Source organism: Microbacterium sp. I2, from assembly GCF_051364985.1.
Classification (GTDB): Bacteria; Actinomycetota; Actinomycetes; order Actinomycetales; family Microbacteriaceae; genus Microbacterium.
Genome location: NZ_JBLWIH010000007.1, coordinates 121,056 through 145,423, shown reverse-complemented (window position 1 = coordinate 145,423; position 24,368 = coordinate 121,056). Strand labels below are relative to the sequence as shown.

The window sequence follows — 24,368 nt, the reverse complement described above, 5'->3', positions numbered from 1 at the left end:
CATCCGGCGGCCGAGACGGTGGGTATCACCCGCCGTCTCGGCCGTCCGGTGGATTCTCGCGGCAAGGACGGGGGCGATGCGCACGCGCTGGTACGGTCGTGGCGTGCAGCGTACGAGATGGGCCGTGCTCGGTCCGGGAGCGATCAGCAGGGACTTCGTCGCAGGGCTGCGCAGCTCGCGGTTCGGCGTGCTGCACGCAGTCGGCAGCTCGTCCCCCGAACGGGCCTCGGCGTTCGCCGCCGAGTTCGGGGCCGAAGCATCCGGGACCTACGACGAGGTGCTCGCGCGTGACGACGTCGACGCCGTCTACATCGGCACGGTCCACACGACGCATGCCGAGCTCGCCATCCGGGCGCTCGAGGCGGGCAAGGCAGTGCTGTGCGAGAAGCCGGCGAGCCCCGATGCCGACGACGTCGAGCGCCTCCTCGCCGCCGCGGCGCGCACACAGCGGCCGTTCCTCGAGGCGTTCAAGACCCGCTTCGGTCCGTTCGCGCAGGCGCTGAACGACTTCGCCGCCGGCGGTGAGCTGGGCGAGCCGCAGTGGCTCGAGGCGGCGTTCGGCTTCGCGGCGGGGTCGCGCGACGGCCGGTTGTTCGATCCGAAGGTGGCCGGTGGCGCGATCCTCGACGTCGGCTGCTACCCGGTCGCCCTCGCCGTGCAGATCGCCGCGGCGGCGGGTGCGCCGATCGATGCCCCCGGGGTGAGCGCGGTGGACGCCGAACTGGTCGGAGGCGTCGACGGCTCCGCGTCGGCCGAGGTCGCCCTCGGACCGGTGACCGCGGCGGTCTCGACGTCGATCGAACGCGAGCTCCCGGCATCCGGGCTCATTCGGTTCTCCGGCGGCGAGCTGTTCCTTCCGGACGCGTGGGGCGGCCGTGCCGCGAGCGCCACGACCATCGTCGTGCGCCAGGGCGGCGCCGAGCGCGTGGTCGAGCTGCCGGTCGTGCAGCCGATGGCCGCCGAGGCCGACGCGCTCTCGCTGGCGCTCGCCGAGGGCAGGCTCGAAGTGCCCGAGATGCCGTGGTCGCACTCCCGGGCCATCGCGCGGGTGCTGACCGACTGGCGCACGGCCGCCCTCGCCGGCTGACCCCGCCCGCGGCTCAGGCGCCGCGCGGAGGGGCGGTCGAACCGCGCACGATCAGGCGAGGGTTCAGCACGACGCGGTGCACCGGCCGGTCCGGGTCGTCCAGGCGCCGCGCGATCAGGTCTACGGCGGCCTGGCCGACACTTGCGCGCGGCGGGCTCACGGCGGTGAGCGCCGGGGAGAAGAGCTCGGCGACCTCGTCGTCGTAGGCGATGACCGACAGGTCTCCGGGCACCGAGATGCCGCGGTTGAGCGCCAGGTCGACGAAGGCCATGGCTTCGGGGTCGGAGTGCACGACGATCGCGGTGACCGAGTTGGCCAGCGCCGAATCCAGCGTCGCGTCGACGACGGACGAGAAGTCGGGGCTGGTCCGCGGCGGAAGCACGGACTCGAAGTGGTCGCTCGGCGTGAGGCCGAGCTCGGCGCAGGCCGCCTCCCAGCCCGCCGTGATCTTGCGCGACGTGGGGGAGTTGCGCGAGATGATGAGCGCCACGCGGCGATGGCCGAGCGCGGCCAGGTGCCGGGCCGCCAGGACCGCACCCAGGGCGTGGTCGGTCGTGACGGACTCGACGGGCGCGCCGTCGGGCAGCAGCACGGCGTCCCGCTCGACGAGCACGCTCGGCAGTCCCGACTCGGCCATCCACTGCACGACGTCCTGAGCATGCGGGGTGTCGGTGTTGGGCGCGACCACGAGGCCACGCACGTTTTCGCTGTGCACGAGCCGGTCCAGCACGGGCCGCTCGTCCTGCAGCTCGTACGACGCGCCGCGCAGCACGACGTCCATGCCGATGCGCTTCGCCTCGGCCTCGGCGCCGCGCACGACGCCCGGCCAGTAGTAGTTGAGCGACGGCACGAGCAGCGCGATCGATCCGGTCCGGGTCGCGAGCACCGGATGCGGCGAGCCGCCGTCGCCGGCATGCCCCGGGCCGTCGGCGGAGGGCACCGCTCCGCCGTGCACCCTCACCAGCAGACCCTCGCGCTCCATCTGCGCGAGATCGCGCCGCAGCGTCACCGGGGCGACACCGAGCTCGTCCATCAGCTGCGCGACCCTCACCGCGCCGTCGCGTTCCAGGGCGGCCAGGACGTGGGCACGCCGCTCCGCGGCGAGCAGCGCCGGGTTCTGGTCGGTCATCGGGCGTCCTCCGCGTTCGTCTGGTCCAGTTCTATCGTGACCACGAGGTGGTCGTGCGTCGTCACGTCCAGGTCGAGGCGTGTCAGGCTCCGCCCCCACACGTCCGAGAGCATCGGGTCGTCCAGTTCGCGCACCACGAGGGCAGCGGGCACGCCGGCGGGCCATGAGATCCGCACCGGCGACGCGCCGTCGAGGGGCGTCACGATGAGCATCTCGGCATCCTCGAGGCGCACGTCACCGGCGAGCAGCATCCGGATCGACGTCGACGACCCGCCGGTCGAGCCGCCTGAGGGCCACGAGTCCTCGACGGTCACGCGGCCGGCTTCGCGGTCGAGGCGCACGGTGCGCCGCCACGGCGCGGCGACGCCCGGATATGCGCCCGAGACGTCCATCGACAGCGAGGTCGAGGCATCCGCGATGAGCGCTTCGACACCGGATGCCGCGAACCCGGCGCCCGCGCCCTGTTCGACGCCGCCGATCACCGGCACGTTGTGCCATCCGCTCTGCATCGTCCAGATGTCGTAGCGACCCGGGCCGAACGTCTGCAGCGTGTAGGTGGGCCTGCCCGCGTCGACGATGACCGGCACGCCGTCCGAGGCGACGACGAACGATCCGACGTCGTTGTGGTTGTGGTGCTCGTCGTTGTGGCCGCCCTTCGCGGCGAACGTCAGACCGGCGGCCGATCCCGCGCGAGGACGGGCCAGGAGCACCTCGGTCGACGCGAGCCAGACATCGCGGGGGAGCGGCGACGTCGCCGCGGCGGCACCGACCCACTCGGGGTCGGTGATGCCTCGCAGCAGTCGCCCGAGACCCTCGTGCTCGGTGGCGGCGGGTTCACCGGCCCCGCGATGTGCGGCGGCGTGGGCCGCGGCATCCGGATCCCCCACGGCACGTGCCGCACGATGCAGCGCGTGCCAGGGCTGCGCTGCCGGCGGGCGGGCCTGACCGTCGGCGAGGTTGAGGTACCAGCCGTCCGAGAGATGCATGCGGTGCGGGAAGGCGACCGTCTCGCGCAGCGCGGGCACGTCCGCGGCGTCGAGCGCGCCGCCGGTCGCGTGGCGCAGGATGTCGAGGGCCTCGAGCGCCCGGCAGGCGCCGTTCCACCAGTACGCGTACCCCTCGTCGATCGCGCCGTCGGCCGGAAGCGCCGTGACGTACCGGTCGATGCCCTCGATCGCGAGCGCCACGATGCGTGCGCGCTCGGCGGCGTCGTCGGGCGCGTCGAGCAGGCGCAGCGCGGCGACCAGGACATTGCCGTGGATCCACGGGTTCCAGTTGTGCACGTCGCCGTCGAGTCCGAGCCAGTGCCAGTCGCGGCGCCGCGTGAATGGTTCGAACACGCGAACACGCACTTCGTGCCGGATGCGGGAACGGATGCCGGGATATCGGGCCTCGAGCTGCCCGCCCAGCAGGTGGTCGATCCAGGCGAGCTGACCGACCACCTCTCCTGCGCCGAGGTCGAGATAAGGGTCGCTGACGACCGGCAGCACCGAGCCGTGCGTGCGCAGCGCGTCATCGTGCGCGGGCCAGCACCACGAGCTCTGCTCACACAGCAGCCACACCCCGTCGAGCACCTCGCCGAGCGCCTCGTCGGCGAGCGTATGTGCAGCGGCGACGGCGGCACGCGAGAGGCGTCGTTGGCGTTCGAACACCACGGACTCCCAGCCCTCTCGGTCGCCGTCGTCGTGCAGGCGCGCGGCGGCGGTTGCGAGGGGAACGGGCCACGGCTGGGCACGCTCGGCTTGGGCGCGGTGGAGAATCTCGGCCACGGCGACCGGATCGACGCTGCCCCCGGAACCCCACACCGTGCGGTCGTCGGCTGGCGGGACAGGGAGCGCGTCGTCGGATGCGACCAGGAGGGCCGAGAGTGCGCGCTCGAGGCCGCCGGCATCGACGCCGGTCTGCGCGCGGTACCGCGCCGCCAGCACGCCCTCGAAGATGGGAGGGGACGTGGGGACTGTCGTCGTCACAGCGTCTCCTCATCGATTCGTCGATCATCGATCACTCAGCAAAGCGATCACAAACGATCATAACGAATCTGAATCAGCCTTGCAATGACCGAAACGGATTGCTACGCTCCCAAACGGTCGCCCTCCCGCTCGCGTCGGGACAGGGCGGTGACGAATCGAAGGAGATCCCGTGACGATCGAGCAGCCGGCATCAACATCGCGGCGTTCCGCCGTGAGCGCCGACTGGTCGCGTGAGCAGTGGCTCGCCTACGCCGACCGTCTGCTCGACTCCGCGCGATCCTACGCGTCGCCCGGTAACGCCCGCATCACGTTCCCCGGGGCGGAGGGCGGGTACGGCGAAGCCGTCGACGGGCTCGAGGGCTTCGCCCGCACGTTCCTGCTCGCCGGGTTCCGTCTGGTCGGCGCTCAGGGCGAAGGCCTCGACGACCTCGCCGACTTCTACCGTCGCGGTGTGGTCACGGGAGTGAATCCGGATGCCGCGGACCGCTGGGTCCGCCTGGACGAGCACGCTCAGGCCAAGGTCGAGGCGGCCTCACTCGCGCTCGTGCTCGACATGACCCGCCCGTGGATCTGGGACCGACTCGACGCCCTCACGCAGCAGCGCGTGATCGACTACCTCGCTCCGGTCGTGGGTGACCCGACCTACCCGAAGACGAACTGGCTGTGGTTCCGCGTCGTCGTGCAGACGTTCCTGCGCTCGGTGGGCGGACCCTGGTCGGCGGCAGACATCGCCGACGATCTCGCGCTGCACGACTCGCTGGTGCGCGAGGACGGCTGGATCTCGGACGGTCCCGAGCGCGCCTACGACCACTACGTCGGCTGGGCGCTGCACGTGTACCCGGTGCTGTGGTCGCGCATGCAGGGTGCCGAAGAACTCGCCGCCGGCCGCACGGCAACCGATGTCGCGGGCCTGGACCGATTCCTGCAGGATGCAGTGGCCCTCGTGGGCGCCGACGGATCGCCGCTCATCCAGGGCCGCAGCCTCATCTACCGCTTCGCCGCCGCGGCGCCCTTCTGGGTCGGCGCGCTCGCCGAGGTGCCCTCGGTACCGCTCGGACAGCTGCGCCGCGCGGCGAACGCCGTCGTCGCCCACTTCGACGAGCACGACGTGCCCGGTGCCGACGGTGTGCTCACGATCGGCTGGCACCACGAGTGGCGCCGGCTGGCGCAGTCGTACTCCGGCCCGGGATCGCCGTACTGGGCCGTCAAAGGGCTGCTCGGCGTCGCACTGACCGCCGACCACCCGGTGTGGTCGGCGCCGTCGGTGCCGCTGCCCGTCGAAGCGGGCGACCAGCTGCGCGTCGTCCGCTCGGCCGGCTGGGTGATCGCGGCCACGCGGGATGACGGCATCGTGCGCGTGGTCAACCACGGCACCGACAAGGCGGCCGCCGGCAGCCTCGTCGGCGACTCGCCGCTCTACGCCCGTATCGGCTACTCCACGGCGACCGCTCCTCTCTCCGACGAGCGCGCATGGGAGGAGCCGCTCGAGCAGTCCGTCGCGCTCGTCGACGCGACCGGCCGGGCGACCCATCGCGCCGCGATGGAGCTCGTCGACGTGCGCGTGCAGGACGACGAGCACGGCCGCCTCGGCATCGCGGCGTCTCGTTCGCACGCGCATTGGCTCACCCCGCGGTCCTCGCCGCACCGCCACGGGTCGGGCCTGGACGGCGACGTCGAGCTCGCCGGCGTCGTCACCGCCCACTCGCTCGTCCGCGGACCGTGGGAGGTGCGTCTGGTGCGCGTGGAGTCGCTCGAGCCCGGTGTGGACCCCGCGTCGCTGCGCCTCCGTGTCGGCGGCTGGGCCCTGGCAGGCGACACTATGGCGGAAGGCACTGTGGCGGAAGGCACTGTGGAGGACGGTACCGTCGCGAAGTCGGCACCGGATGCCTCGGCCGCGGCCGTCGCGAACGGCCTGCGCAGCGGCATCCGTCCCCTTCTCGGTCAGGGCGAGCTGCGCATCGAGCTGCGCCGCGACGCCAGCCCGCTCGGCGGGGAGGCGGCCGTGCCCGTCGTCGAGTATCCGGTCTCCGTCGGAGAGTGGATCGCGACCCTCGTCGAACTCACCGGCGCGCCGCCCGCGGACGCGGCGGATGCCGAAGCCTCGGTCGCCCTGCGCGCCGACGGACCCCAGACCACCGTCTCGGTCACCTGGCCGGACGGGACGGCGACCACGAGTCGCCTCGCACACCCCGGCGAAGCGCCCGGCGCGATCCGGTAACCCCGAAGGGCCCGATGACGGGTCCGGCAATCACAAAGGAGTACCCCCCATGAAGCGCAAGTTCGCAGCCGCGGCCGGCGTCGCCGTCGTGGCCACGCTCTCGCTCGCCGCCTGCAGCGGCAGCTCCGAGACCCCGGCAGAGGAGTCGGGTCCGGTCACGCTCACCCTGTCGGGCTGGAGCCTCGACACCACGCCGGAGTTCCAGGCGCTGGCCGACGCGTTCACCGAAGAGAACCCCGACGTCACGATCGAGCTCAAGGGCTACGACCCGGCCGAGTACAACACGTTGCTCACCGCCGACCTCGCCGCCGGCTCCGGCCCCGACATCATCACGCAGAAGGAGGTCAAGTTCGTCCCGACGTTCGTCGAAGGCGGCCAGCTCCTCGACGTGTCGGATGTCGAGCTGCCCGACGGCATCAGCGGCGCCTCGTCGTACGAGGTCGACGGCACCGCGTATGCGGTTCCGTACCGCAACGACTCGTGGGTGCTGTTCTACAACAAGGCCCTCTTCGACCAGGCCGGCGTCGAGTACCCCGACGGCTCGTGGACGTGGGACGACTACAGCGAGGCCGCCGCGGCGCTGACCGAGGGCATCGCCGCCGCCGGCGGCACGGCTAAGGGCGCCTACCTCCACAACTGGCAGTCGACCGTGCAGGGATTCGCCAGCGCGCAGTCCGACACCGACGTCCTGACCGGTGACTACGAGTACATGGAGCCGTTCTACGAGAACGTGCTCGCGCTCCAGGGCGACGGATACCAGGTCGACTTCAACACCGCCAAGGCGAACCAGCTCACGTACCAGGGCGAGTTCGGCAAGCAGAACGCCGCCATGCTGCCCATGGGCACGTGGTTCGTCGCGACGCTCATCGCACAGCAGGCGTCGGGCGACGCGGACGACTTCGAGTGGGGCATCGCGCCGATCCCGCAGGTCGACGACTCGACCGCTGGCCTGGACAACACCCCGGTGACCTTCGGCGACCCGACGGGCTTCGGCATCAACGCCGCGATCGACGACTCCAAGGTACAGGCGGCCAAGGACTTCCTCGCCTTCGCGGCGGGCGAAGAGGGTGCGCAGATCCTCGCCGGCATCGGCATCACGCCGGCGCTGCTGAGCGACACGGTCGTCGAGACGTACTTCGCCGTCGACGGCGCACCGGCAGACGACCTGTCGAAGTTCGCCTACTCGACGCACGAGGTGTTCCCCGAGAACCCGACGTCGAACAAGACCGCGGCGATCCAGGGGATCCTGAACGACATGCACACCGCGATCATGTCGGGATCGATGCCCGTCGCCGACGCGATCACCGAGGCGCAGGAGCGCGTCGCCAACGAGGTCGGACTGGACTGACCTCGACCGTCTGGGCGACTCGATCGTCTGAACGACTCGCTCGCTGACGACCGGCCGGCCCCTTGTCGGCCTCCGTCCCGCGGCGGGCTCAGGACCCGAACCTGAGCCCGCCGCCGGACACCCCCACGTCTTCTTCATCCCACCCGGAGGTCCGCCATGGCGACCATCACCGCGACCGAGGCGGCCGCAGCGCCGCCGTCGGTGCCGCCGCGCCGCCGCCGCTCGAAGCTGCGCCTGCGCAACACCCTGATCGGCTGGAGCTTCATCCTCCCGAACTTCATCGGGTTCGGCGTGCTGACCCTCGTGCCGATCGTCGTGCTGTTCTACATGGCGTTCACCAACTGGAACGTCTTCGGCAAGGCCGACTGGATCGGCCTGGCCAACTTCGAGCGACTCATCGGCGACGGCAGCTTCCGCATCTCGGTCGTCAACACGCTCTACTACTCGGTGCTGCACATCCCGCTGACCATCGTCGTCTCGCTGGGTCTCGCACTGCTCCTGAACAACAAGCTGCGCGGCGTCGCCTTCTTCCGCACGGCGGCGTTCTTCCCCTACATCACCTCGATCGTCGCGATCGCCGTGGTGTGGAACCTGCTCTTCAGCCCCGAGTTCGGCCCGATCAACGAGTTCCTCCGGTTCATCGGCATCCAGAACCCGCCCGGCTGGCTCACCTCGCCCGAGTGGGCGATGCCCGCCGTCGTCATCGTCGGCACGTGGCGCGACATGGGCTACTACATGATCCTCTTCCTCGCCGGCCTGCAGACCGTGCCGCGCGAGCTGCATGAGGCCGCCCGCGTCGACGGCGCCGGCGTCTGGCAGCGATTCGTCAACGTGACGCTGCCGTGCCTGCGGCCCACGATGTTCTTCGTCACCGTGATGCTGACGATCAACTCGTTCAAGATCTTCGACCTGATCCTCGTCATGACCGATGGCGGACCCGGACAGTCCACGCTCGTGCTGTCGCAGTTCATCTACCGCAAGGGCTTCGAAGAGAGCCAGTTCGGCTACGCCTCGGCAGCGGCCGTCGCGCTGTTCTTCATGTGCATCATCGTGACGATCCTCCAGTTCCTGTGGAACAAGAAACGGAGCATCTGATGGCCGGCCAGACCCAGACCGACATTCGGACCGTCGCGATCGTCGCGCCGCCGGCGCCCCGCCGTGGGCTGCGCAAGCTCACCGGCGACGCCCCGCGTCAGACCGATACGGAGAAGATGACCCCCGGGCGTCGCGTGGCGCGGATCGCGATGTACCTCGCGCTCATCGTCTTCGCGATCGGCCTGCTCACGCCCTTCGCCTGGATGGTCATGAGCTCGCTCAAGACTGCCAACGAGGTGTTCTCGGTGCCGGTGCAGTGGTTCCCCGAGACGATCGTGTGGCAGAACTACATCGACATCTGGACCCAGTCCGACATGCTGACGTGGATCCGCAACACGCTGTTCCTGGCGGTCGTCGTGACCTTCCTCCAGGTGCTCACCGGATCCTTCGCCGCCTATGGCTTCGCGAAGATGCGCTTCCGCGGGCGCGACGTCCTGTTCCTGCTGTACGTCGGAACGATCGCGGTGCCGTGGCAGTCGTACATGATCCCGCAGTTCATCCTGCTGTCGAACTTCAAGGTCTCGAACACGCTGTGGGCGATCATCCTGCTGCAGGCGTTCGGCGCGTTCGGCGTGTTCCTCATGAAGCAGTTCTACGAGACGATCCCCGAGGAGCTGTCCGAGGCGGCACGCCTGGACGGACTCAGCGAGTACGGCATCTGGCGCCGCATCATGCTGCCGCTGTCGATCCCGGCACTCGCGAGCCTCACCCTGCTGACGTTCGTCACGACGTGGAACGACTATCTCGGGCCGCTCATCTACCTGCGCAACCCCGACCTGTGGACGATCCAGCTCGGCCTGAAGAGCTTCGTGTCCAACCTCTTCGACACCAACTACGCGCTGCTCTTCGCGGGTCTGACGATCTCGGTCATTCCCATCGCGATCATCTTCCTCCTCGGCCAGAAGTACTTCGTCGAGGGCATCGCGACCAGTGGACTGAAGGGCTGAGCCATGAAGCGAACCGGTGCTCTTCAGAGACTCAACGGCCTGGTCTCGCACGAGATGTGGGCATCCATGATCGGGATGCTGTACCTCGGGCTCATCACGAACCTCCTGCTGCTGGTCTCCTCGCTCCCGCTCGTGGTGCTGCTCGCGACGACGGATCCCGCCCGGTCGTGGCCGCTCCTCGCGGTGGCCGCGCCGCTCGCCGCACCCGGGCTCGCCGCGGCGTTCCGTGCATTCCGTGAGCACGGCGACGGGGGGCGCGGCCCGATCCGCGCCTTCGGTGCCGGGCTGCGCGACACCTGGCGCCGTGCGCTCCTGATCGGTGCGGGTGTCACGGCGTTCGTCGTGGTGCTGCTCGTGGACGTCCGGATGCTGTCGGCTACCCCGGCCGCCGTGTTCACGGTGCCGCTCCTCGCGGTGCTGGCCGTGCTCGCCGTCGCGGTGGGCCTCATCGCGCTCGTCGCGATCGCCGAGGTGCCGACGGCGCGCCTTCGCGATGTGCTGCGGGCGAGCGGATACCTCGGGCTGCGCCGCTGGTACCTCACCGCGGTCTCGCTGGCGGCGCTCGCGGTGCAGGCCGCGGTCTTCGCGGCAGCGCCCGCGATCGGACTCGGGCTCACGGCATCCGCAGCCCTCTATCTCGCCTGGACGAACTCGCGGTACACGCTGCGTCCGGTCCTCGACCCCGATCTCGATCTCGATCTCGACGAGACCGCCCGCGCCTGACCGGCGCGCGTCCCGTCTGCTCTCCAACGAAGGATTCCTCCCCATGACGTCCACCTCGCCCGTGCAGGGCACCAGCGCGGCAGCATCCTCCCGCGAGACCGACGCCGCGATTGCGGCGGCACTCGCCACGGTCCGCCGCAACATCACCACCTTCGGGGGCAGCTTTCCGGGCGACACGACCGTCGACGACCGGTACGAGCTGCGCCCCGCAGAAGGGGCGATCGGCGAAGGCGGCAACCGCGGGTGGACGACGAGCTTCCGCACCGGCATGCTGTGGCTCGCGTGGGAGCTGACCGAGGACGCGGCCTTCCGCGACGCCGCCCTCGTGGACACCGAGGACTTCGAGCGTCGCGTGCGCGACGGCGAGGATCTCGACACTCATGACCTCGGCTTCCTGTACACGCTCTCGACGGTGGCCGCCTGGCGCCTGCTCGGCGACGAGTCGGCACGTTCGGCGTCGCTGCTGGCGGCCGACCATCTGATGCGCCGCTTCCTCGAGCCGGCCGGCATCATCCAGGCATGGGGTGACCTGTCCGACCCGGCGCAGCGCGGCCGCACGATCATCGACAGCCTCATGAACATGCCGTTGCTGACATGGGCGGGCGAGCAGACCGGCCAGGAGCGCTTCGCCGATGCCGTGCGCCGGCACACCGCGCAGCTGCGCGAGCACATCATGCGCGAGGACGACTCGACGTTCCACACCTTCTACTGGAACGCCGAGACCGGCGAGCCCCTTCGCGGTGCGACCGAACAGGGAGCCTTCGACGAGTCCTGCTGGGCCCGCGGTCAGGCGTGGGGCATCTACGGGTTCGCGATGAACTACGCGGTCGTGGGCGACGAGCAACTGCTCGAGGCATCCCGGCGCTGTGCCGAGTACTTCCTGCGCCACCTGCCCGCCGACGATGTGCCGTTCTGGGACCTCGTCTACACCGACGGCTCCGACGCCCCGCGCGACAGCTCGGCCGCGGCGATCGCGGTGTGCGGGCTGCTGGAGCTGGCGACGGTGGAGACGGATGCCGCGCGTGCCGCCGAGTGGACGGGCCGGGCGCACGCGATCCTGGCGTCCCTCATCGCGAACTACACGCCCGCGGCGCCCGACGAGGCCGACGCGCTGCTGCTGCACAGCGTCTACGACCTGCCGAAGGGCAACGGCGTGGACGAGGGCACGCTGTGGGGGGACTACTTCTACCTCGAGGCGCTCATGCGGGTCGCACGGCCCGAGTGGAGGAAGTACTGGTGAGGCTCGTCACGTACTCGACGCACGACGGCTCGCGGCCCGGCGCCGTCGTCCCGGCGGCGGACGGCGACCGGTTGCTCGATCTCGGCCATGTGGCAGGGTCGGTGACGACGCTGCTGTCGGATGCCGCGGCGATGGCGTCTGCGCGCGCGGCGGTGGCGGCATCCGATCCGTCCTCCCTGCCGGTACTCGATCCGGCGACGCTGATTGCTCCGGTGATGCCGGGCAAGATGCTGTGCCTCGGATACAACTACCGCGGCCACGTGCCGGACGGTGCCGAGCCCGAGGCGGAGCCGGAGCATCCGGATGTCTTCGTGAAGACACCGAACACGTTCGGCGGGCCGAACGACCTCGTCGCGATTCCACCGGGTGCGACCGACGTGGACTACGAAGGCGAGGTGGCCGTCGTGATCGGCCGCCGGGCGCAGCGCGTCTCGATCGAGGAGGCGCTGGACCACGTCGCGGGGTACACGATCCTCAACGACGTGTCGGACCGCGCGTGGCAGCGCCGCCAGAGCCAGTGGGCGCTGGGCAAGTGCTCCGACGGCTTCGCGCCGATCGGTCCGTGGATCGTCACGGCTGACGACGTGCCCGACCCGCAGGATCTGCTGGTCGAGGTCGTGCGCGACGGCGAGGTGACCGTCTCGCAGTCCACGTCGACGACCATCTTCAGCGTCGCGTTCGTCATCCACCATCTGAGCCAGGTGCTCACCCTCGAGCCCGGCGACATCGTGTCGACCGGCACCCCGCAGAAGCTGCCCGCCGCGCAGGAGGTGCATCGGCCGCTCGCTGCAGGCGACGCCGTCACGGTGCGCATCTCCGGCATCGGCGAGCTCACCACGCGATTCACAAGCCCTCTCACCAGCGGTCTCACGACCGGTTCCACCACCGCCGCACCCGACCAGGAGGCCACGGCATGATCCTCGATTCCTTCCGGCTCGACGGCAAGGTCGCGCTCGTCACCGGCACCAGTCGCGGACTCGGACAGGGCGCCGCGGTCGCGCTCGCCGAGGCAGGCGCCGACATCGCACTGCTCGACCGCGGCGACGCGTCCGCGACCGCAGACCTCGTCGAGGCGACCGGCCGGCGCGTCCTCCGCCTGCAGCGGGATCTCGTGAGCGCCACGCCCGAAGACCTCGGCTCGGCCGTCGACGAGGTGATCACCGAACTCGGCGGCCTCGACATCCTCGTCAACAACGCCGGAACGATCCGCCGCGCACCGGCTGCCGAGTTCCCCCTCGAGGACTGGGACGACGTGCTCGCGGTCAACCTCGACGCCGTCTTCCACCTGTCACAGGCCGCAGGGCGTCACATGCTCGCACAGGGGCGCGGTCGCATCATCAACGTCGCCTCGATGCTGTCATTCCAGGGCGGCATTCTGGTTCCGGCATACACGGCGTCCAAGCATGCTGTGGCGGGGCTGACGAAGGCGCTGGCGAACGAGTGGGCGGCGCGCGGAGTCACCGTCAACGCGATCGCGCCCGGCTACATGGCCACCGACAACACCGCACCGCTGCGCGCCGACGAGGACCGTGCCGCTTCTATCCTCAGCCGGATCCCGGCGGGCCGCTGGGGCGAGGCATCCGATCTGCAGGGAGCCTTCGTGTTCCTCGCCTCGGACGCCGCCGCCTACGTCACCGGCGCGATCATCCCCGTCGACGGCGGCTGGCTCGTCCGCTGACCCGATCAATCCACAGGAGACATACCGTGACCGACACGCACATCCCCCAGCGATACGCCACCAATCCGGCGCAGATCCCCGGCATGACGACCGAGGAGCTGCGAGCGACGTACCTCATCCCCGACGTGTTCGTGCCGGGCGAGATCCGGCTGACCTACACCCACCACGACCGCATCGTCCTCGGCGGCGCTGTGCCCGCCGGATCCGAGCTGGCACTCGGCGGCTACCCCGAGATCCGCAGCGAGTACTTCCTCGAGCACCGCGAGGTGGGCATCATCAACGTCGGGGGCACCGGCACCGTGACCGCCGACGGCGAGGTCTACACGCTCGTCACCGGAGCGTGCCTGTACCTCGGCCGTGGCATCCGTTCCGTGTCGTTCGCCGACGCCGACGGCGAGACCGGCGCGCAGTTCTATCTGTTCTCGGCGCCTGCGCACACCGCATACCCGGCCGCACTCGTGTCGCCCGGCGAGGGCACCGTGCGAGAGCTCGGCGACCAGGCGACCTCGAACCGTCGCACGCTGAACCAGTACATCCACGAGAACGGCGTCAAGAGCTGCCAGATCGTGATGGGCGTGACCCAGCTGCACGAGGGGTCGATGTGGAACACCGTGCCCGCCCACACCCATGACCGCCGCACGGAGTGCTACCTCTACTTCGACCTGCCCGAGGACGCCCGCGTGGTGCACCTCATGGGCGAGCGCGAAGAGACCAGGCACCTGCTCGTCGCCGATCGGCAGGCGGTCATCTCGCCGTCGTGGTCGCTGCACTCGGGCGTGGGCACCGCGGCGTACTCGTTCGTGTGGGCGATGGCCGGTGAGAACCAGGCCTTCGACGACATGGACGCCGCGCCCGTGACCGACCTTCGCTGACGGATGCCGTCGCCGATCGGCCCTCACCAGCGCCGAGAATCCAGGCGGCCGAGACGGTGCGTGCCACCCGCCGCCTCGGCCGCCGGGCGGATTCTCGCGGTGTCGGAGTGGAGAGAGACGCGGGAATGACGGATGCCGCGGCCTGACTACGCTGGAGGAATGCCCCCGACGCTCCTCGCCATCGGCGAAACGATGGCGATGGTCACGCCGGCCGTCGCCGTTTCCGCCACCGATGCCGACACGTTCCTGCTGGACGCGGGCGGCGCGGAGTCGAACGTGGCGGCGCACGTGGCCGCCCTCGGCCACCACGCCCTGTGGTTCAGCCGCCTCGGCGCGGACGCGCTCGGCCGCAGGATCATGCGGCAGCTGTCCGAGCGGGGCGTCGACGTCTCTCGCGTCGTGCTCGACGACGCGCATCCGACGGGCCTCTATGTGAAGGATCCCGGGCACGGAGTGCTGTACTACCGACGTGATTCGGCCGCATCGCACCTGTCGGAGGTCGACGCCGAGACGGTGTCGTTCGACGGCGTGGACCTGCTGCACGTGTCGGGCATCACCGCCGCGATCTCCGCATCGGCGGCGGCGTTCCTGTCGCTAGTGATCGCGCGGGCGCGCGACCACGGCGTGCCGGTGTCGTTCGACGTGAACCACCGTGCGCCGCTCTGGGAGGCGCCGACCGCTGCGCCCGTGCTCCTCGATCTGGCGCGGCGGGCCGACATCGTGCTCGTCGGCCGCGACGAGGCGCAGAACCTGTGGGGAACGGATGCCGCCGCCGAGGTGCGCGCACTCCTACCCGACGTCGGCGAGCTCGTGGTGAAGGACGGCGATGTCGGCGCGACAGCGTTCGTCGGCGCGGACGAGGTGTTCGAACCCGCCCTCGTCGTCGAGGTCGTGGAAGCCGTCGGCGCCGGGGACGCGTTCGCCGGCGGGTACCTCGCCGGGCGGCTGTCGGGTCACCCGATCGCCGACCGGCTGCGCGCCGGCCACGCACGTGCGGCCCGCACGTTGCGCACCACCAAGGATTCCGTGGACGAAGGAGACGACTGATGACGACGACGGGCGACATCGACTGGTTCGAGACCGCGTTCGCGGGGGCACCGCTCATGGCGATCCTGCGCGGGATGGGGGTCGAGCGGACCCTCGCCCTGGCCGAGACCGCGTGGGATCTGGGCATCGACTCGGTCGAGGTGCCGCTGCAGACCGCGGAGGACGAGCGTGCCCTGCGCGAGCTAGTCGCGCGAGGGGCGTCGCGTGGCAAGAGCGTCGGTGCCGGCACCATCATCACGCCGGAGCAGGTCGCGGTCGCCCGCGATGCCGGAGCCGCCTATCTGGTGTCGCCGGGTCTCGACGCGGCCGTCGTGCGCGCGGCGCAGGATGCCGGCATCCCGATCCTTCCCGGCGTCGCGACGCCCAGCGACGTTCAGCTCGCGGTCTCGCTGGGACTGACGTGGCTCAAGGCCTTTCCCGCGACGTGGCTCGGCAGCGGATGGTTCAAGCACATCCGCGGGCCCTTCCCGCACGTCGAGTTCGTGGCGACCGGCGGGCTCGACGCGTCGAACGTCGAGGAGTTCCTGGATGCCGGCGTGCGCGTCGCTGCCGTCGGTTCCGCGCTCGAGGACCCGTCGCAGCTCGAGCGACTCGCCGCGGTGCTGAAGGAACGGGCGGCGACGACGCGCTGACCGGCCGGGTGTTCGCCCAGATCAGCGACGGATACCGGCCGCGCTACGGTTGCTGAATGTCCGAGTACGTGCGGCCCGCCATAGCGGTGCCTCCGTTCCTCGATGACGAGGGGCGGCCGTACGGTGGCCGCCGAACGCACGTGTCTCCGCCGCAGGATTGGTACTCGGTCATCAGCCATCCGGAGAGGTTCGCGCCGCTCCTTACGGTCGGCGATGCTCTCATCGCGTGGTTGGTGGACGAGTTCGATGCCGCCGTGGAGGAAGCTCCCGACGCCGTGGGCGACCTACTGCACCCGCCGACGGACGCGGTCCGCGCTGTGCGCGTGAGCCCGTCGGCCGAGACCGCTGCACCGCTCACGTTCGTCTTCACGTCGTTCCCCGGCGTCGTCGTGCATGCCGGCTTCCTCTTCGAGGACCGCTACCCGTCGTGCGGCTGCGATGCGTGCGACGAAGAGTGGGAGAGCACCGCGACGGAACTCGAGCGTGCGGTCGGCTCGGTGGTCGGCGGCGGTTTCTCGGAGGCCTTTGCGCCGGATGCCGAACTGCCGGTCTCGTTCCGTCTCGTGCGCCCGGACGGCGGCGGGAGAAGCGGCACGAGTCGCGCGGATTCGTACCCGGCAGAGCTGCTCGCGCGGGTCGGCCCGCTGCTGACGCCGAGGCGCGTGTGGTCTGCGTGGCCGAGGCGTCGAGGCACGTGACCTGCCGCCGGTAGGGTGGCGGCGGCGGTGGTCGGCGGTGGCTCCTCGGAGGGTGTCGTGCCGGATCCGGAGCTCCCGGGTGTGGTTCCGCCTCGAGCGCCGCGACGGCTGGGGTGGTGGCTCGAAGGGCACGGACGGGCACCCCGCGGTACTGCTCGCGCAGTTCGGACCGCTGGTGACACCGACTCGCGTGTGGTCTTGATCGACGAGGCGCCGAGGCGCGTGACCCTCCGCCGGTGGGGCGGAGGAGTGGTGGTTGACTTCTGGAGTGACTGACTCCTCGCGCGCCACGGTGGTCGTCTGCGGCCCTGCTGCGTGGAACCATCTCATCACCCTGGACCGCCTTCCCGAGCCGGTGCCGCACATGCAGTTCGCGCTCGGCGACGTGCACACCCTCGGCGGCACGTCGGCCGGCAAGGCGCTGCATCTTGCCGATCTGGGCACCGACAGCACTCTGCACGCGCTCGTCGGTGACGACGACGCCGGCCGGGAGGTGGTTGCGGCGTTGTCGTCCGCCGGCGTGCGGTTCCAGAGCTATCCGTCCGCGCAGACGGAGCGGCATGTGAATCTGATGACGCCGGCCGGTGAGCGTGTGAGCCTGTATGTCGCGACGCCATCTGAGGCATCCGATCGGTCCGTCTCCCTGATGGCGGAAGCGATCGCCGCGGCCGACATCGCGGTCGTCGACCTCAGCGGCGTCGGCTCCTCGCTCGTCGAACGCCGGCGGGCGGGCGAGGCGGGTGCTCCGATCTGGACCGACCTGCACGACTACGACGGGGTATCGGCGTTTCACGAGCCCTTCGCGCGCGCCGCCGACGTGGTGTTCATGAACGACGATGCCACGGATGACCCGTGGGCGTTGATGGCGGGATGCCTCGACCGTGGCCCGCGAATCGCGGTGTGCACGCTCGGCAGCCGGGGCGCGATCGCGCTCTCCGCGTCGGGGGAGCGGGCGTCCGTGCCGGCGCATCCGGTCTCGGTGGTGGACACGAACGGTGTCGGCGACGCGTTCTTCGCCGGGTTCCTGGCGGCGTCGCTCGCGGGTGCTTCGCTCGAGGGATGCCTCGATGCCGGCGCGCGGCAGGCGGTCGTCGCGCTCTCATCCGAGCACCTGCACCCGGCGGTCGCTCCCTCGCGCGGAGTGTGATCCTTTCGCTGCGCGGCGCGGTTTGGAAGAGTGGGGCGATGCGTTACTGGCCCGCGATCGTCCTGCTGTGCGTCAGCGTCGTCGCGTTCGCTGGAGCTGTCTGGCTGATGGTGCTGGCGGAGCTTTCGACCGGCGGATACGCACTGGCGGCTGTGGGTGTCGGGCTTGTGGCATTCCTGGGCGCCGCGCTCGCCGTCGGCCGCATCCGCCGCATCCGCACCCTCACGCCGGAAGCGATCATCCGAGGCCACGACCACGGACTGGACTGACCCCTGTCAGCCAGCGTCTGCCGTGCGCTCCGTCTTCTCGCTCCCAGATGTGTTCGTTTTCGAGGCACACACTCGGGGTCATGCCGCGCGGAACCGCCGCGGTGATTTCGAGCGCAGCTCGACCGGATCGGCGATCGCGCCGGTGATCGGGTCGGGCGGCGCGTGCAACCAGTAGGTGTCGATGCCGGTGTCGGGAGCGCGTTCCCTCGTGATGCGCCAGCCCTGGTTGTGCAGGCGCATGTGGCAGTTGCGGCATAGGAGCACACCGTCGTCGACGTCGGTCTTGCCGTGGTGCTCCCACCAATGGTCGCTGTGGTGGTACTCGCATTCGGAGGGCGGCCGGTCGCAGCCTGGCCAGAGACAGCCGCCGTCACGCGCCGCGATCGCGATTCGCTGCTTGCGGGTGAAGAGGCGCAACTCGCGCCCGACGTCGAGTGGACGGCCCGGCGCGTCCCAGATCACGGGTACGGCGCCTGCGTCGCACAGGTACTTCTCAACGACTCCCGGCGGCAACGCCTGCCCGCCGTCTTGAAGGTGCCCGACGCCGACGACCTTCATCGCGCCCCGGTCGTCGATATCGGAGATGGCGCTGGCGTCCGCGACGATCCGCACTCCGGGTTGCCGGTCGCCGAACGCCTGCGTCGGGTCGGCGTTCGCGCCGGTGCGCAGAATCGCGATGAGCGTGTCGTACTGAAGCTGTTCGTTGCTGCGAACGTCGGCTTCGGCGTCGGCAGTCTTCTCGGCAGCGTCGGCACCGACGAATCGAGGACCTCGCCGGGGACGCAGCGCTGCGCGCAGAATGCTGTCGACCCATGCGGCAGCATCATCGTCGAACGCAAACCGACCGTGGCGCTGGCCGGTCTCGGGGTCGGTCCAGACCCGGAACGACCGGTTCTCGAACCGCTCCTCGAATCGCATCGTGACACCGATCGGGTCCAACCGATCCCTGGCGATCCGGGCCTGATCGCGGAGGTCCTCCACGGTCCGTGTCGTCGCTTCGTCGAGCAGGATCACGACGGCCTGATCCCACGCCTGCGGCAGGAAGTCCGGGTCCAAATCCGGGTAACTGTCGACCGGTGGTTCGCCGAGCCCCGTCCGGATGGCGTGGAACTGCGCCTGCGACAGCAGCCCAGAGGCGAGGGCGCCCCGCAGGCGGTCGAGCCAGCCCGCGATCACGGGTTCAGTCGGAGCCGCCGTATCCGTCCCCGTATCGCCGCCGTCTGGCCCCTCGTGCACCGGCGGCGGCGGAGCGAGCTCTTCCCCGGCTCTGACAGCGCGGGTCACATCGGGGCGACCGAGTCCTGTGATCTGCTGCACGAGCGCGGTGCCGGTGCGCAAGCCCTTCCGCTGCGCCAATCCGCCGTATCCGAGGTCACGCGTGGAGCGGCGCGATACCTCCGCTGAGGCGGCAGCCACCACCAGGTCCAGAGCCTTTCGCGCGTCCGCCGCTTCGCTCAGCAGTCGCAGCAGGTCGTCGTCATCGAGGCCCGTCACCGCGGTCGGATCGGTGCCGAGCCGCGCGGCGACGCGGGTGACGGCATCCGTCAACCGCGCCACTGGGGGAATCGACCCGAACGAGTTCATAGAACAAAGATACGAACCTCCTCCGACATTCCCGGCCCCAAGAGGCGCCCGGCGAGGGGTGGCACGTCACGAAACGGTAACGGTTCCAGCGCGGTAACTCAGGCGGCGCTCTGGCTCCGACGTGCACCCCGACGTATGGAAGTTGCCGCACTCGCGCAGCTGATCGAGAGCACCTGGGCGTCGCGGGCCAGCCGATCGACGCCGGCGAGTCCAGCTCTGAACGCTCCGGAGAGTCGACGTTGCCTCGAGCCCGCCACGGCTGAACGCGCGTGCGCGTGCGCGGAGGCGACTTCCTGGATTTCGTCCGCTCCTATCGACGGTCGGCACGACGGAGACTGGGGCCGAGCGATGTCGCCTCGCCTCGGGTCAGCCACCTCCATGCTCACCCGTTGTCCTCTCGGCGACGGATCGCGCTGGCTGCTGTGTTGCTCGCGCTGCCGGCTGCACCACTGACCGGTTCCTCCCGCGGCGCTCGGGGGCGGTATCCCGGAGGAACGGTGAGCACGCCGGTGCTGCGCATATGCCACCGGCACCGTCGATCGCGGCCGTCTCGCGCGGTAGCCCGAGGCGGCGCCGCGTGCGTCAGAGGCGCAACGCCAATCCCGCGCTGAAGAGCGTGGCGGCGACGCAGACCACACCCACCACGACGATGACGGAGACGCCGATCGCGATGAGCCCTTCGCTTCTGCGCACACCCTCCGTCACTCGCCGCCGACTCCCGTGGGCGAGCACAGCGGTCGCGACCGCGAGAAGCGTCACCACGATCGCGCCGAGCACGGCCGGAAGCAGCCGCGAGTCCCGGTTGCATGGCAGAGCGGCCGTGCACACGGCCGGCATGCGCGCGGCCCACGCCAGCGCGAGGAGTACCGCGCCCGTCACAGCGCCGAGCAGCACCCACTCGCGGCGTTGCACAACGGTGCGGCTCATACCCGCAGTGTACGAGCCCCGCGCCAGACGCCGATCGGGTCTACCGCAGGGCGGCCGCCGGCTCCGGCCGGTGCACGCCTCGTGGGCGGTAGCCGAGGGCGTCCGAGACGCCGGCCAGGTCGGCGAGGTACCACACGATCGCGAGCCACATCTCGGTGCCCTGCAGCCCGGGCTCTGTCTCGGTCAGGCCTTGCGTGGCGGCGCTCGGCTCGCGGAAGGAGAACCCGGCGCCGGGCGTCCAGGTCGTCAGCGCCTCCGAGAGCAGGCGTCCCGCGAGTTCTCGCACCTCGTCACCCCGATACCCGGTCGGCTGAGTGAGCCACAGCGGATGCGCGATGTCGAGCACGTTGCACGCGTTCCGAGCGCCGGACCCGAACCAGCGCGGATCGCGCGCGTGACGCAGCACCGTGTCGATGACCCGCTCGGGGTAGGGGAGCGGCATCCCGAACTGCGCGAAGGTGCCTCGCGTCGCGCGATAGAACCCGTTCACGACGGGGAGCAGCCCTTCGGTCGGGCTCGCGGCACCCCACATGCCGCTCTGCGGGTCGGCGTGCGTGAGGAGCCACCCGAACAGCGCCTCCTCCACACCCGCGGGAATCGGATGCCCCGCCCGGCGTGTCCACAGCAGCGCGGTGCCGAAGCCGTCGACGTGGTGCCCGGCGCCCCACGCGTCGGAGGCCCATGGCAGGCTCTCGCAGAAGTCGACCACCCTTGCGGGGGTCGCCGCGGTCACCCACGTGAGAGGAGCCGGGAATGCCGATCCGAGCAGGTCCAGCGCATACCCCGCGCTGAGCACGTGGTAAGCCACGTCGTCGTTCGAGAATCGCAGACCCTCCACCTGTGCACCCGACGCGTCGAGGGGCGCGACGGCGCCGGTCGCGGCATCCTGCCATGCGTGCAGACGCGCGATCTGCACCTCCGCGGGTGCTTGTGTCGGCGCCGTGCCGAGCAGAAGGTCGGCGATCTCGACCGCGTCGCATTGTGCGCGAACCGTGGGATCGACTCCGGGCCGGTCGGTGAAGAGCTCGAGGTCCTCTCGCCATGCGCGATCGAGGATGACGGATGCCTCGGCCCGCGCCTGCTGCGCGAACTCGGCGGCGCGCTCCGCGAGGCCGGCGATGGCGTCCGAGGCTGGGGCGACGTCTCCCCCCGTCGAGCGGCGTACCTCGAATCGGGCGTCGCGTGCGATCGCCGGCTCCCGCGCGCCGGCCCCCGCTGCGCTCCCACCGACGTTTGCGTCCGTCCGGACTCGGGCGGCCCGTTCGGGCCTGGTCATCCGGCCATGCTCGACCCGCGGCTCAGACTGCGGCTCGAGCTCAGGCGCTGGGCGTGGATCGGCGTGGTTCGCGATCGGACCAGACGCCGCAGCATCCGTCCCGTCCGCGTCATCGCGGTCGTCGTCGAGCGCACGTGCGGCGGCCTCGGCGGCAGCGTCGGGTGCGACGCCGGTGTCTTCAGGTTCGACGCGCCATCGGATGAACTTCGCGGGGTTCCCGCCGACGATCGCCCCCTCGGGCACGTCCTTGGTGACGACCGCGCTCGCCGCGAGAACGGCGTGCGAGCCGACGCGCACGCCGTCGAGGATGACGACGTGCGAGCCGATCCAGACATCGTCGCCGATGACGATTCCCTGCGAGGTGAGCGGCTGCTGGAAGACGGGCGATCCCGGTTCCATCGAGTGGTTGAAGCCGAGGATCGAGGTGTGCGCGCCGATGCGCACGCCGTCGCCGAGTTCGACCCGACCGCGGATCACGGTGTACGGATTGATGCTGCAGTCGGCGCCGGCGCGGAGGTCGCCGGTCAGATACGCGCCTGCGGCGACATACGTGCGGTCCCCCAGGAGCAGCACGTCGTTGTCGATCGACGCGAGCTCGGACAGGAAGCACTGCATGCCGAACTCGTGGTCGCTCTTGCCGGCCCGGACCGACTGCTGCCACTCCAGCTGCGCTTCGCGCGCGTCGTCGTCGGCATCGCGCCAGAAATCCCACGGCGAGAACTCATGGGCGGCGACTGAGCGTGACATGGAGGGGCTGACGGGAATCGAACCCGCGCTGTCTGCTTGGGAAGCAGAAGTTCTGCCATTGAACTACAGCCCCGCGTGGCATCCCTGACGGAACGCCACGCGCCAGCATAGCAAGTACAGCTCGACCCGAGCGTGTTCACGTCCCCACGTGACGCTCGAGAGCGTTCGTCGCGACACTTAGCCGTTGCGCTAAGTGTCGTTGCCTGCAATACTTTCCCTTGTGGCTAACCATGATGCGCTGAACCGAGTGTTCGATGCCCTCGCCGATCCGACTCGCCGCGAAGTCGTCCGTCGCCTGGGGCGGGGTTCTGCCAGCGTCGGCGAATTGTCGCGTCCGTTCGGGATGACGCTTCCGTCGTTCATGAAGCACGTGCGTGCGCTCGAGGCGAGCGGCCTGATTCGAACGCGCAAGGTGGGCCGGGTGCGCACCTGTGTCCTGAACCGTGAACGTCTCGCCGTGCTGGATGACTGGCTCGCCGAGCAGCGCACACTCTGGGAGTCGCGCACTGACCGTCTCGAACAATCCGTCACCGATCCGAAAGAGAACTGATGACTGCCAGAGCAATCGACCCGACCCTCGACCTGACCCTGCAGAGAGTCATCCGCGCGTCGCCGGACGCGATCTGGCGCGCGTGGACCGATCCCTCGGAACTGGAGCGCTGGTGGGTTCCGGCCCCCACGCAAGCGCGCGCCGAACAGCTCGATGTACGCCCCGGCGGCGGCTTCGTCACCTCGATGCGAGACGACGACGGCGAGTTCCTGCCGCACACGGATGGGATCTTCCTCGTCGTCGAACCCGCTCAGCGGCTGGTCTTCACCAATGCGGTGACGAGTTCTTGGCGGCCCGCCAACCCGAGCCCGGTGCCGATGACCGCTGAGATCATCCTCGGCGAGCATCCCGAAGGGACGGACTACCGCGTGATCGTGCGCCACGCCGATCCCGCGTCGCGTGATCGGCACGAAGAACTGGGCTTCTTCGACGGATGGGGGTCGGTCACCGCTGCCCTCGCGGAACTCGTCGAGTCGGACGCACGACCACGCGGTGCTGATCCGTCCGGTCTCTCGGCGGGCTGACGGCGTGTGACGCCGGCCGGCCGATCGGGAGCGACGCCCCGATAGGCTGGCTGCGTGCTGCTCAGTGACCGCGATATCCGGCTCGAGATCGACGCGGGGCGCATCGGGCTCGACCCGTGGGATCCCGCGATGGTGCAGCCCTCGAGCGTCGACGTGCGACTGGACCGTTACTTCCGGCTGTTCGACAACCACAAGTATCCGTTCATCGATCCCGCCGAGGATCAGCCCGAGCTCACACGCCTCATCGAGGTCGATCCGGGCGAGCCGTTCATCCTCCATCCCGGCGAGTTCGCGCTCGGGTCGACGTTCGAGCTCATCTCGCTGCCCGACGACGTCGCCGCCCGCCTCGAGGGCAAGTCGTCGCTCGGCCGGCTGGGCCTGCTCACGCACTCGACCGCCGGCTTCATCGACCCCGGCTTCTCGGGTCACGTGACGCTCGAGCTCTCCAACGTCGCGACGCTGCCCATCAAGCTGTGGCCCGGCATGAAGATCGGCCAGGTCTGCTACTTCCGGCTGTCGTCGCCGACCGAGAACCCTTATGGCTCCGGGCCGTATGGCAATCGGTATCAGGGGCAGCGGGGGCCGACGGCATCCCGTTCGTTCCAGAACTTCCACCGCACCGACGTGAGCGCATCGGATGCCGGGAGCCGCGGCGCCTGA

At 70.3% G+C, this 24,368-nt stretch carries 23 protein-coding genes and 1 tRNA gene; 18 read left to right on the top strand and 6 right to left on the bottom strand.

From position 1 onward, the window contains the following. Positions 1–103 precede the first annotated feature (103 nt). A complete protein-coding gene (locus tag ACLKM7_RS05760) occupies positions 104–1,087 on the top strand; it encodes a Gfo/Idh/MocA family protein (RefSeq protein ID WP_436446207.1) in 984 nt (327 codons plus the stop codon). Between the two features lie 13 nt (positions 1,088–1,100). Here ACLKM7_RS05760 and ACLKM7_RS05755 read toward each other — a convergent pair whose 3' ends face one another. Beyond that, a complete protein-coding gene (locus tag ACLKM7_RS05755) occupies positions 1,101–2,216 on the bottom strand; it encodes a substrate-binding domain-containing protein (RefSeq protein ID WP_436446206.1) in 1,116 nt (371 codons plus the stop codon). After that, a complete protein-coding gene (locus tag ACLKM7_RS05750; protein WP_436446205.1) occupies positions 2,213–4,186 on the bottom strand; it encodes a heparinase II/III domain-containing protein in 1,974 nt (657 codons plus the stop codon). The genes ACLKM7_RS05755 and ACLKM7_RS05750 overlap by 4 nt, the downstream gene beginning before the upstream one ends. 169 nt (positions 4,187–4,355) lie before the next feature. On the opposite strand from ACLKM7_RS05750, the gene ACLKM7_RS05745 reads away from it, so the two are divergent. From ACLKM7_RS05745 to ACLKM7_RS05680, 14 genes are all read left to right on the top strand, one after another. After that, on the top strand, positions 4,356–6,404 hold the full coding sequence (locus ACLKM7_RS05745; RefSeq protein ID WP_436446204.1) for a DUF2264 domain-containing protein: 2,049 nt from the start codon (positions 4,356–4,358) through the stop codon (positions 6,402–6,404). Positions 6,405–6,453: 49 nt separating this feature from the next. Next, positions 6,454–7,752, top strand: a complete 1,299-nt coding sequence (locus ACLKM7_RS05740) for an ABC transporter substrate-binding protein (RefSeq protein ID WP_436446203.1) — start codon at positions 6,454–6,456, stop codon at positions 7,750–7,752. Positions 7,753–7,908: 156 nt separating this feature from the next. Then, on the top strand, positions 7,909–8,847 hold the full coding sequence (locus ACLKM7_RS05735) for a carbohydrate ABC transporter permease (RefSeq protein WP_436446202.1): 939 nt from the start codon (positions 7,909–7,911) through the stop codon (positions 8,845–8,847). Then, positions 8,847–9,794, top strand: coding sequence for a carbohydrate ABC transporter permease (locus tag ACLKM7_RS05730; RefSeq protein WP_436446201.1), 948 nt, complete (start codon positions 8,847–8,849; stop codon positions 9,792–9,794). The genes ACLKM7_RS05735 and ACLKM7_RS05730 overlap by 1 nt, the downstream gene beginning before the upstream one ends. 3 nt (positions 9,795–9,797) lie before the next feature. Beyond that, a complete protein-coding gene (locus ACLKM7_RS05725) occupies positions 9,798–10,517 on the top strand; it encodes a ferredoxin-NADPH reductase (protein ID WP_436446200.1) in 720 nt (239 codons plus the stop codon). 43 nt (positions 10,518–10,560) lie between these two features. Next, positions 10,561–11,757 (top strand): glycoside hydrolase family 88 protein, encoded by a 1,197-nt coding sequence (locus ACLKM7_RS05720; RefSeq protein ID WP_436446199.1) that lies wholly within the window; start codon positions 10,561–10,563, stop codon positions 11,755–11,757. Then, positions 11,754–12,674, top strand: coding sequence for a fumarylacetoacetate hydrolase family protein (locus ACLKM7_RS05715; RefSeq protein ID WP_436446198.1), 921 nt, complete (start codon positions 11,754–11,756; stop codon positions 12,672–12,674). The genes ACLKM7_RS05720 and ACLKM7_RS05715 overlap by 4 nt, the downstream gene beginning before the upstream one ends. Further along, the gene (gene kduD, locus ACLKM7_RS05710) at positions 12,671–13,435 is read left to right on the top strand and encodes a 2-dehydro-3-deoxy-D-gluconate 5-dehydrogenase KduD (protein WP_436446197.1); all 765 of its coding nucleotides are present in this window, start codon (positions 12,671–12,673) and stop codon (positions 13,433–13,435) included. Before ACLKM7_RS05715 ends, kduD begins: the two co-directional genes overlap by 4 nt. A gap of 26 nt (positions 13,436–13,461) precedes the next feature. Continuing rightward, positions 13,462–14,307, top strand: a complete 846-nt coding sequence (gene kduI, locus ACLKM7_RS05705) for a 5-dehydro-4-deoxy-D-glucuronate isomerase (RefSeq protein ID WP_436446196.1) — start codon at positions 13,462–13,464, stop codon at positions 14,305–14,307. A gap of 159 nt (positions 14,308–14,466) precedes the next feature. Then, positions 14,467–15,354: a sugar kinase gene (locus tag ACLKM7_RS05700; protein WP_436446195.1), complete on the top strand. Its 888-nt coding sequence runs from the start codon at positions 14,467–14,469 to the stop codon at positions 15,352–15,354. Further along, the gene (locus tag ACLKM7_RS05695; RefSeq protein ID WP_436446194.1) at positions 15,354–15,986 is read left to right on the top strand and encodes a bifunctional 4-hydroxy-2-oxoglutarate aldolase/2-dehydro-3-deoxy-phosphogluconate aldolase; all 633 of its coding nucleotides are present in this window, start codon (positions 15,354–15,356) and stop codon (positions 15,984–15,986) included. The genes ACLKM7_RS05700 and ACLKM7_RS05695 overlap by 1 nt, the downstream gene beginning before the upstream one ends. A gap of 56 nt (positions 15,987–16,042) precedes the next feature. After that, positions 16,043–16,684, top strand: a complete 642-nt coding sequence (locus ACLKM7_RS05690; protein ID WP_436446193.1) for a DUF6226 family protein — start codon at positions 16,043–16,045, stop codon at positions 16,682–16,684. 268 nt (positions 16,685–16,952) lie between these two features. Then, on the top strand, positions 16,953–17,831 hold the full coding sequence (locus ACLKM7_RS05685; protein ID WP_436446192.1) for a carbohydrate kinase family protein: 879 nt from the start codon (positions 16,953–16,955) through the stop codon (positions 17,829–17,831). Positions 17,832–17,869: 38 nt separating this feature from the next. Next, positions 17,870–18,100 carry a hypothetical protein gene (locus tag ACLKM7_RS05680; protein ID WP_436446191.1) on the top strand — a complete coding sequence of 77 codons (231 nt, stop codon included), beginning with the start codon at positions 17,870–17,872 and terminating at the stop codon, positions 18,098–18,100. Between the two features lie 78 nt (positions 18,101–18,178). Here the strand turns inward: ACLKM7_RS05680 and ACLKM7_RS05675 are convergent, their stop codons facing one another. The 4 genes from ACLKM7_RS05675 to ACLKM7_RS05660 all read right to left on the bottom strand — a co-directional run bounded on the left by ACLKM7_RS05675 (position 18,179) and on the right by ACLKM7_RS05660 (position 22,707). Continuing rightward, on the bottom strand, positions 18,179–19,684 hold the full coding sequence (locus ACLKM7_RS05675) for a DUF222 domain-containing protein (protein WP_436446190.1): 1,506 nt from the start codon (positions 19,682–19,684) through the stop codon (positions 18,179–18,181). 582 nt (positions 19,685–20,266) lie between these two features. Continuing rightward, positions 20,267–20,611: a hypothetical protein gene (locus tag ACLKM7_RS05670; protein ID WP_436446189.1), complete on the bottom strand. Its 345-nt coding sequence runs from the start codon at positions 20,609–20,611 to the stop codon at positions 20,267–20,269. Between the two features lie 40 nt (positions 20,612–20,651). Then, complete coding sequence (locus ACLKM7_RS05665; RefSeq protein WP_436446188.1) at positions 20,652–22,634, bottom strand: acyltransferase; 1,983 nt, start codon at positions 22,632–22,634, stop codon at positions 20,652–20,654. Further along, positions 22,634–22,707: transfer RNA gene (locus ACLKM7_RS05660), tRNA-Gly, on the bottom strand. Before ACLKM7_RS05660 ends, ACLKM7_RS05665 begins: the two co-directional genes overlap by 1 nt. Before the next feature lie 174 nt (positions 22,708–22,881). Here ACLKM7_RS05660 and ACLKM7_RS05655 point away from each other — a divergent pair. Genes ACLKM7_RS05655 through dcd form a run of 3 tightly spaced genes read left to right on the top strand, consistent with a single transcriptional unit; the run spans position 22,882 to position 24,368 of the window. After that, the gene (locus ACLKM7_RS05655; protein WP_436446187.1) at positions 22,882–23,184 is read left to right on the top strand and encodes an ArsR/SmtB family transcription factor; all 303 of its coding nucleotides are present in this window, start codon (positions 22,882–22,884) and stop codon (positions 23,182–23,184) included. Continuing rightward, positions 23,184–23,708: an SRPBCC domain-containing protein gene (locus ACLKM7_RS05650; RefSeq protein WP_436446186.1), complete on the top strand. Its 525-nt coding sequence runs from the start codon at positions 23,184–23,186 to the stop codon at positions 23,706–23,708. The genes ACLKM7_RS05655 and ACLKM7_RS05650 overlap by 1 nt, the downstream gene beginning before the upstream one ends. Positions 23,709–23,762: 54 nt before the next feature. Further along, complete coding sequence (gene dcd / locus ACLKM7_RS05645) at positions 23,763–24,368, top strand: dCTP deaminase (RefSeq protein ID WP_168913206.1); 606 nt, start codon at positions 23,763–23,765, stop codon at positions 24,366–24,368.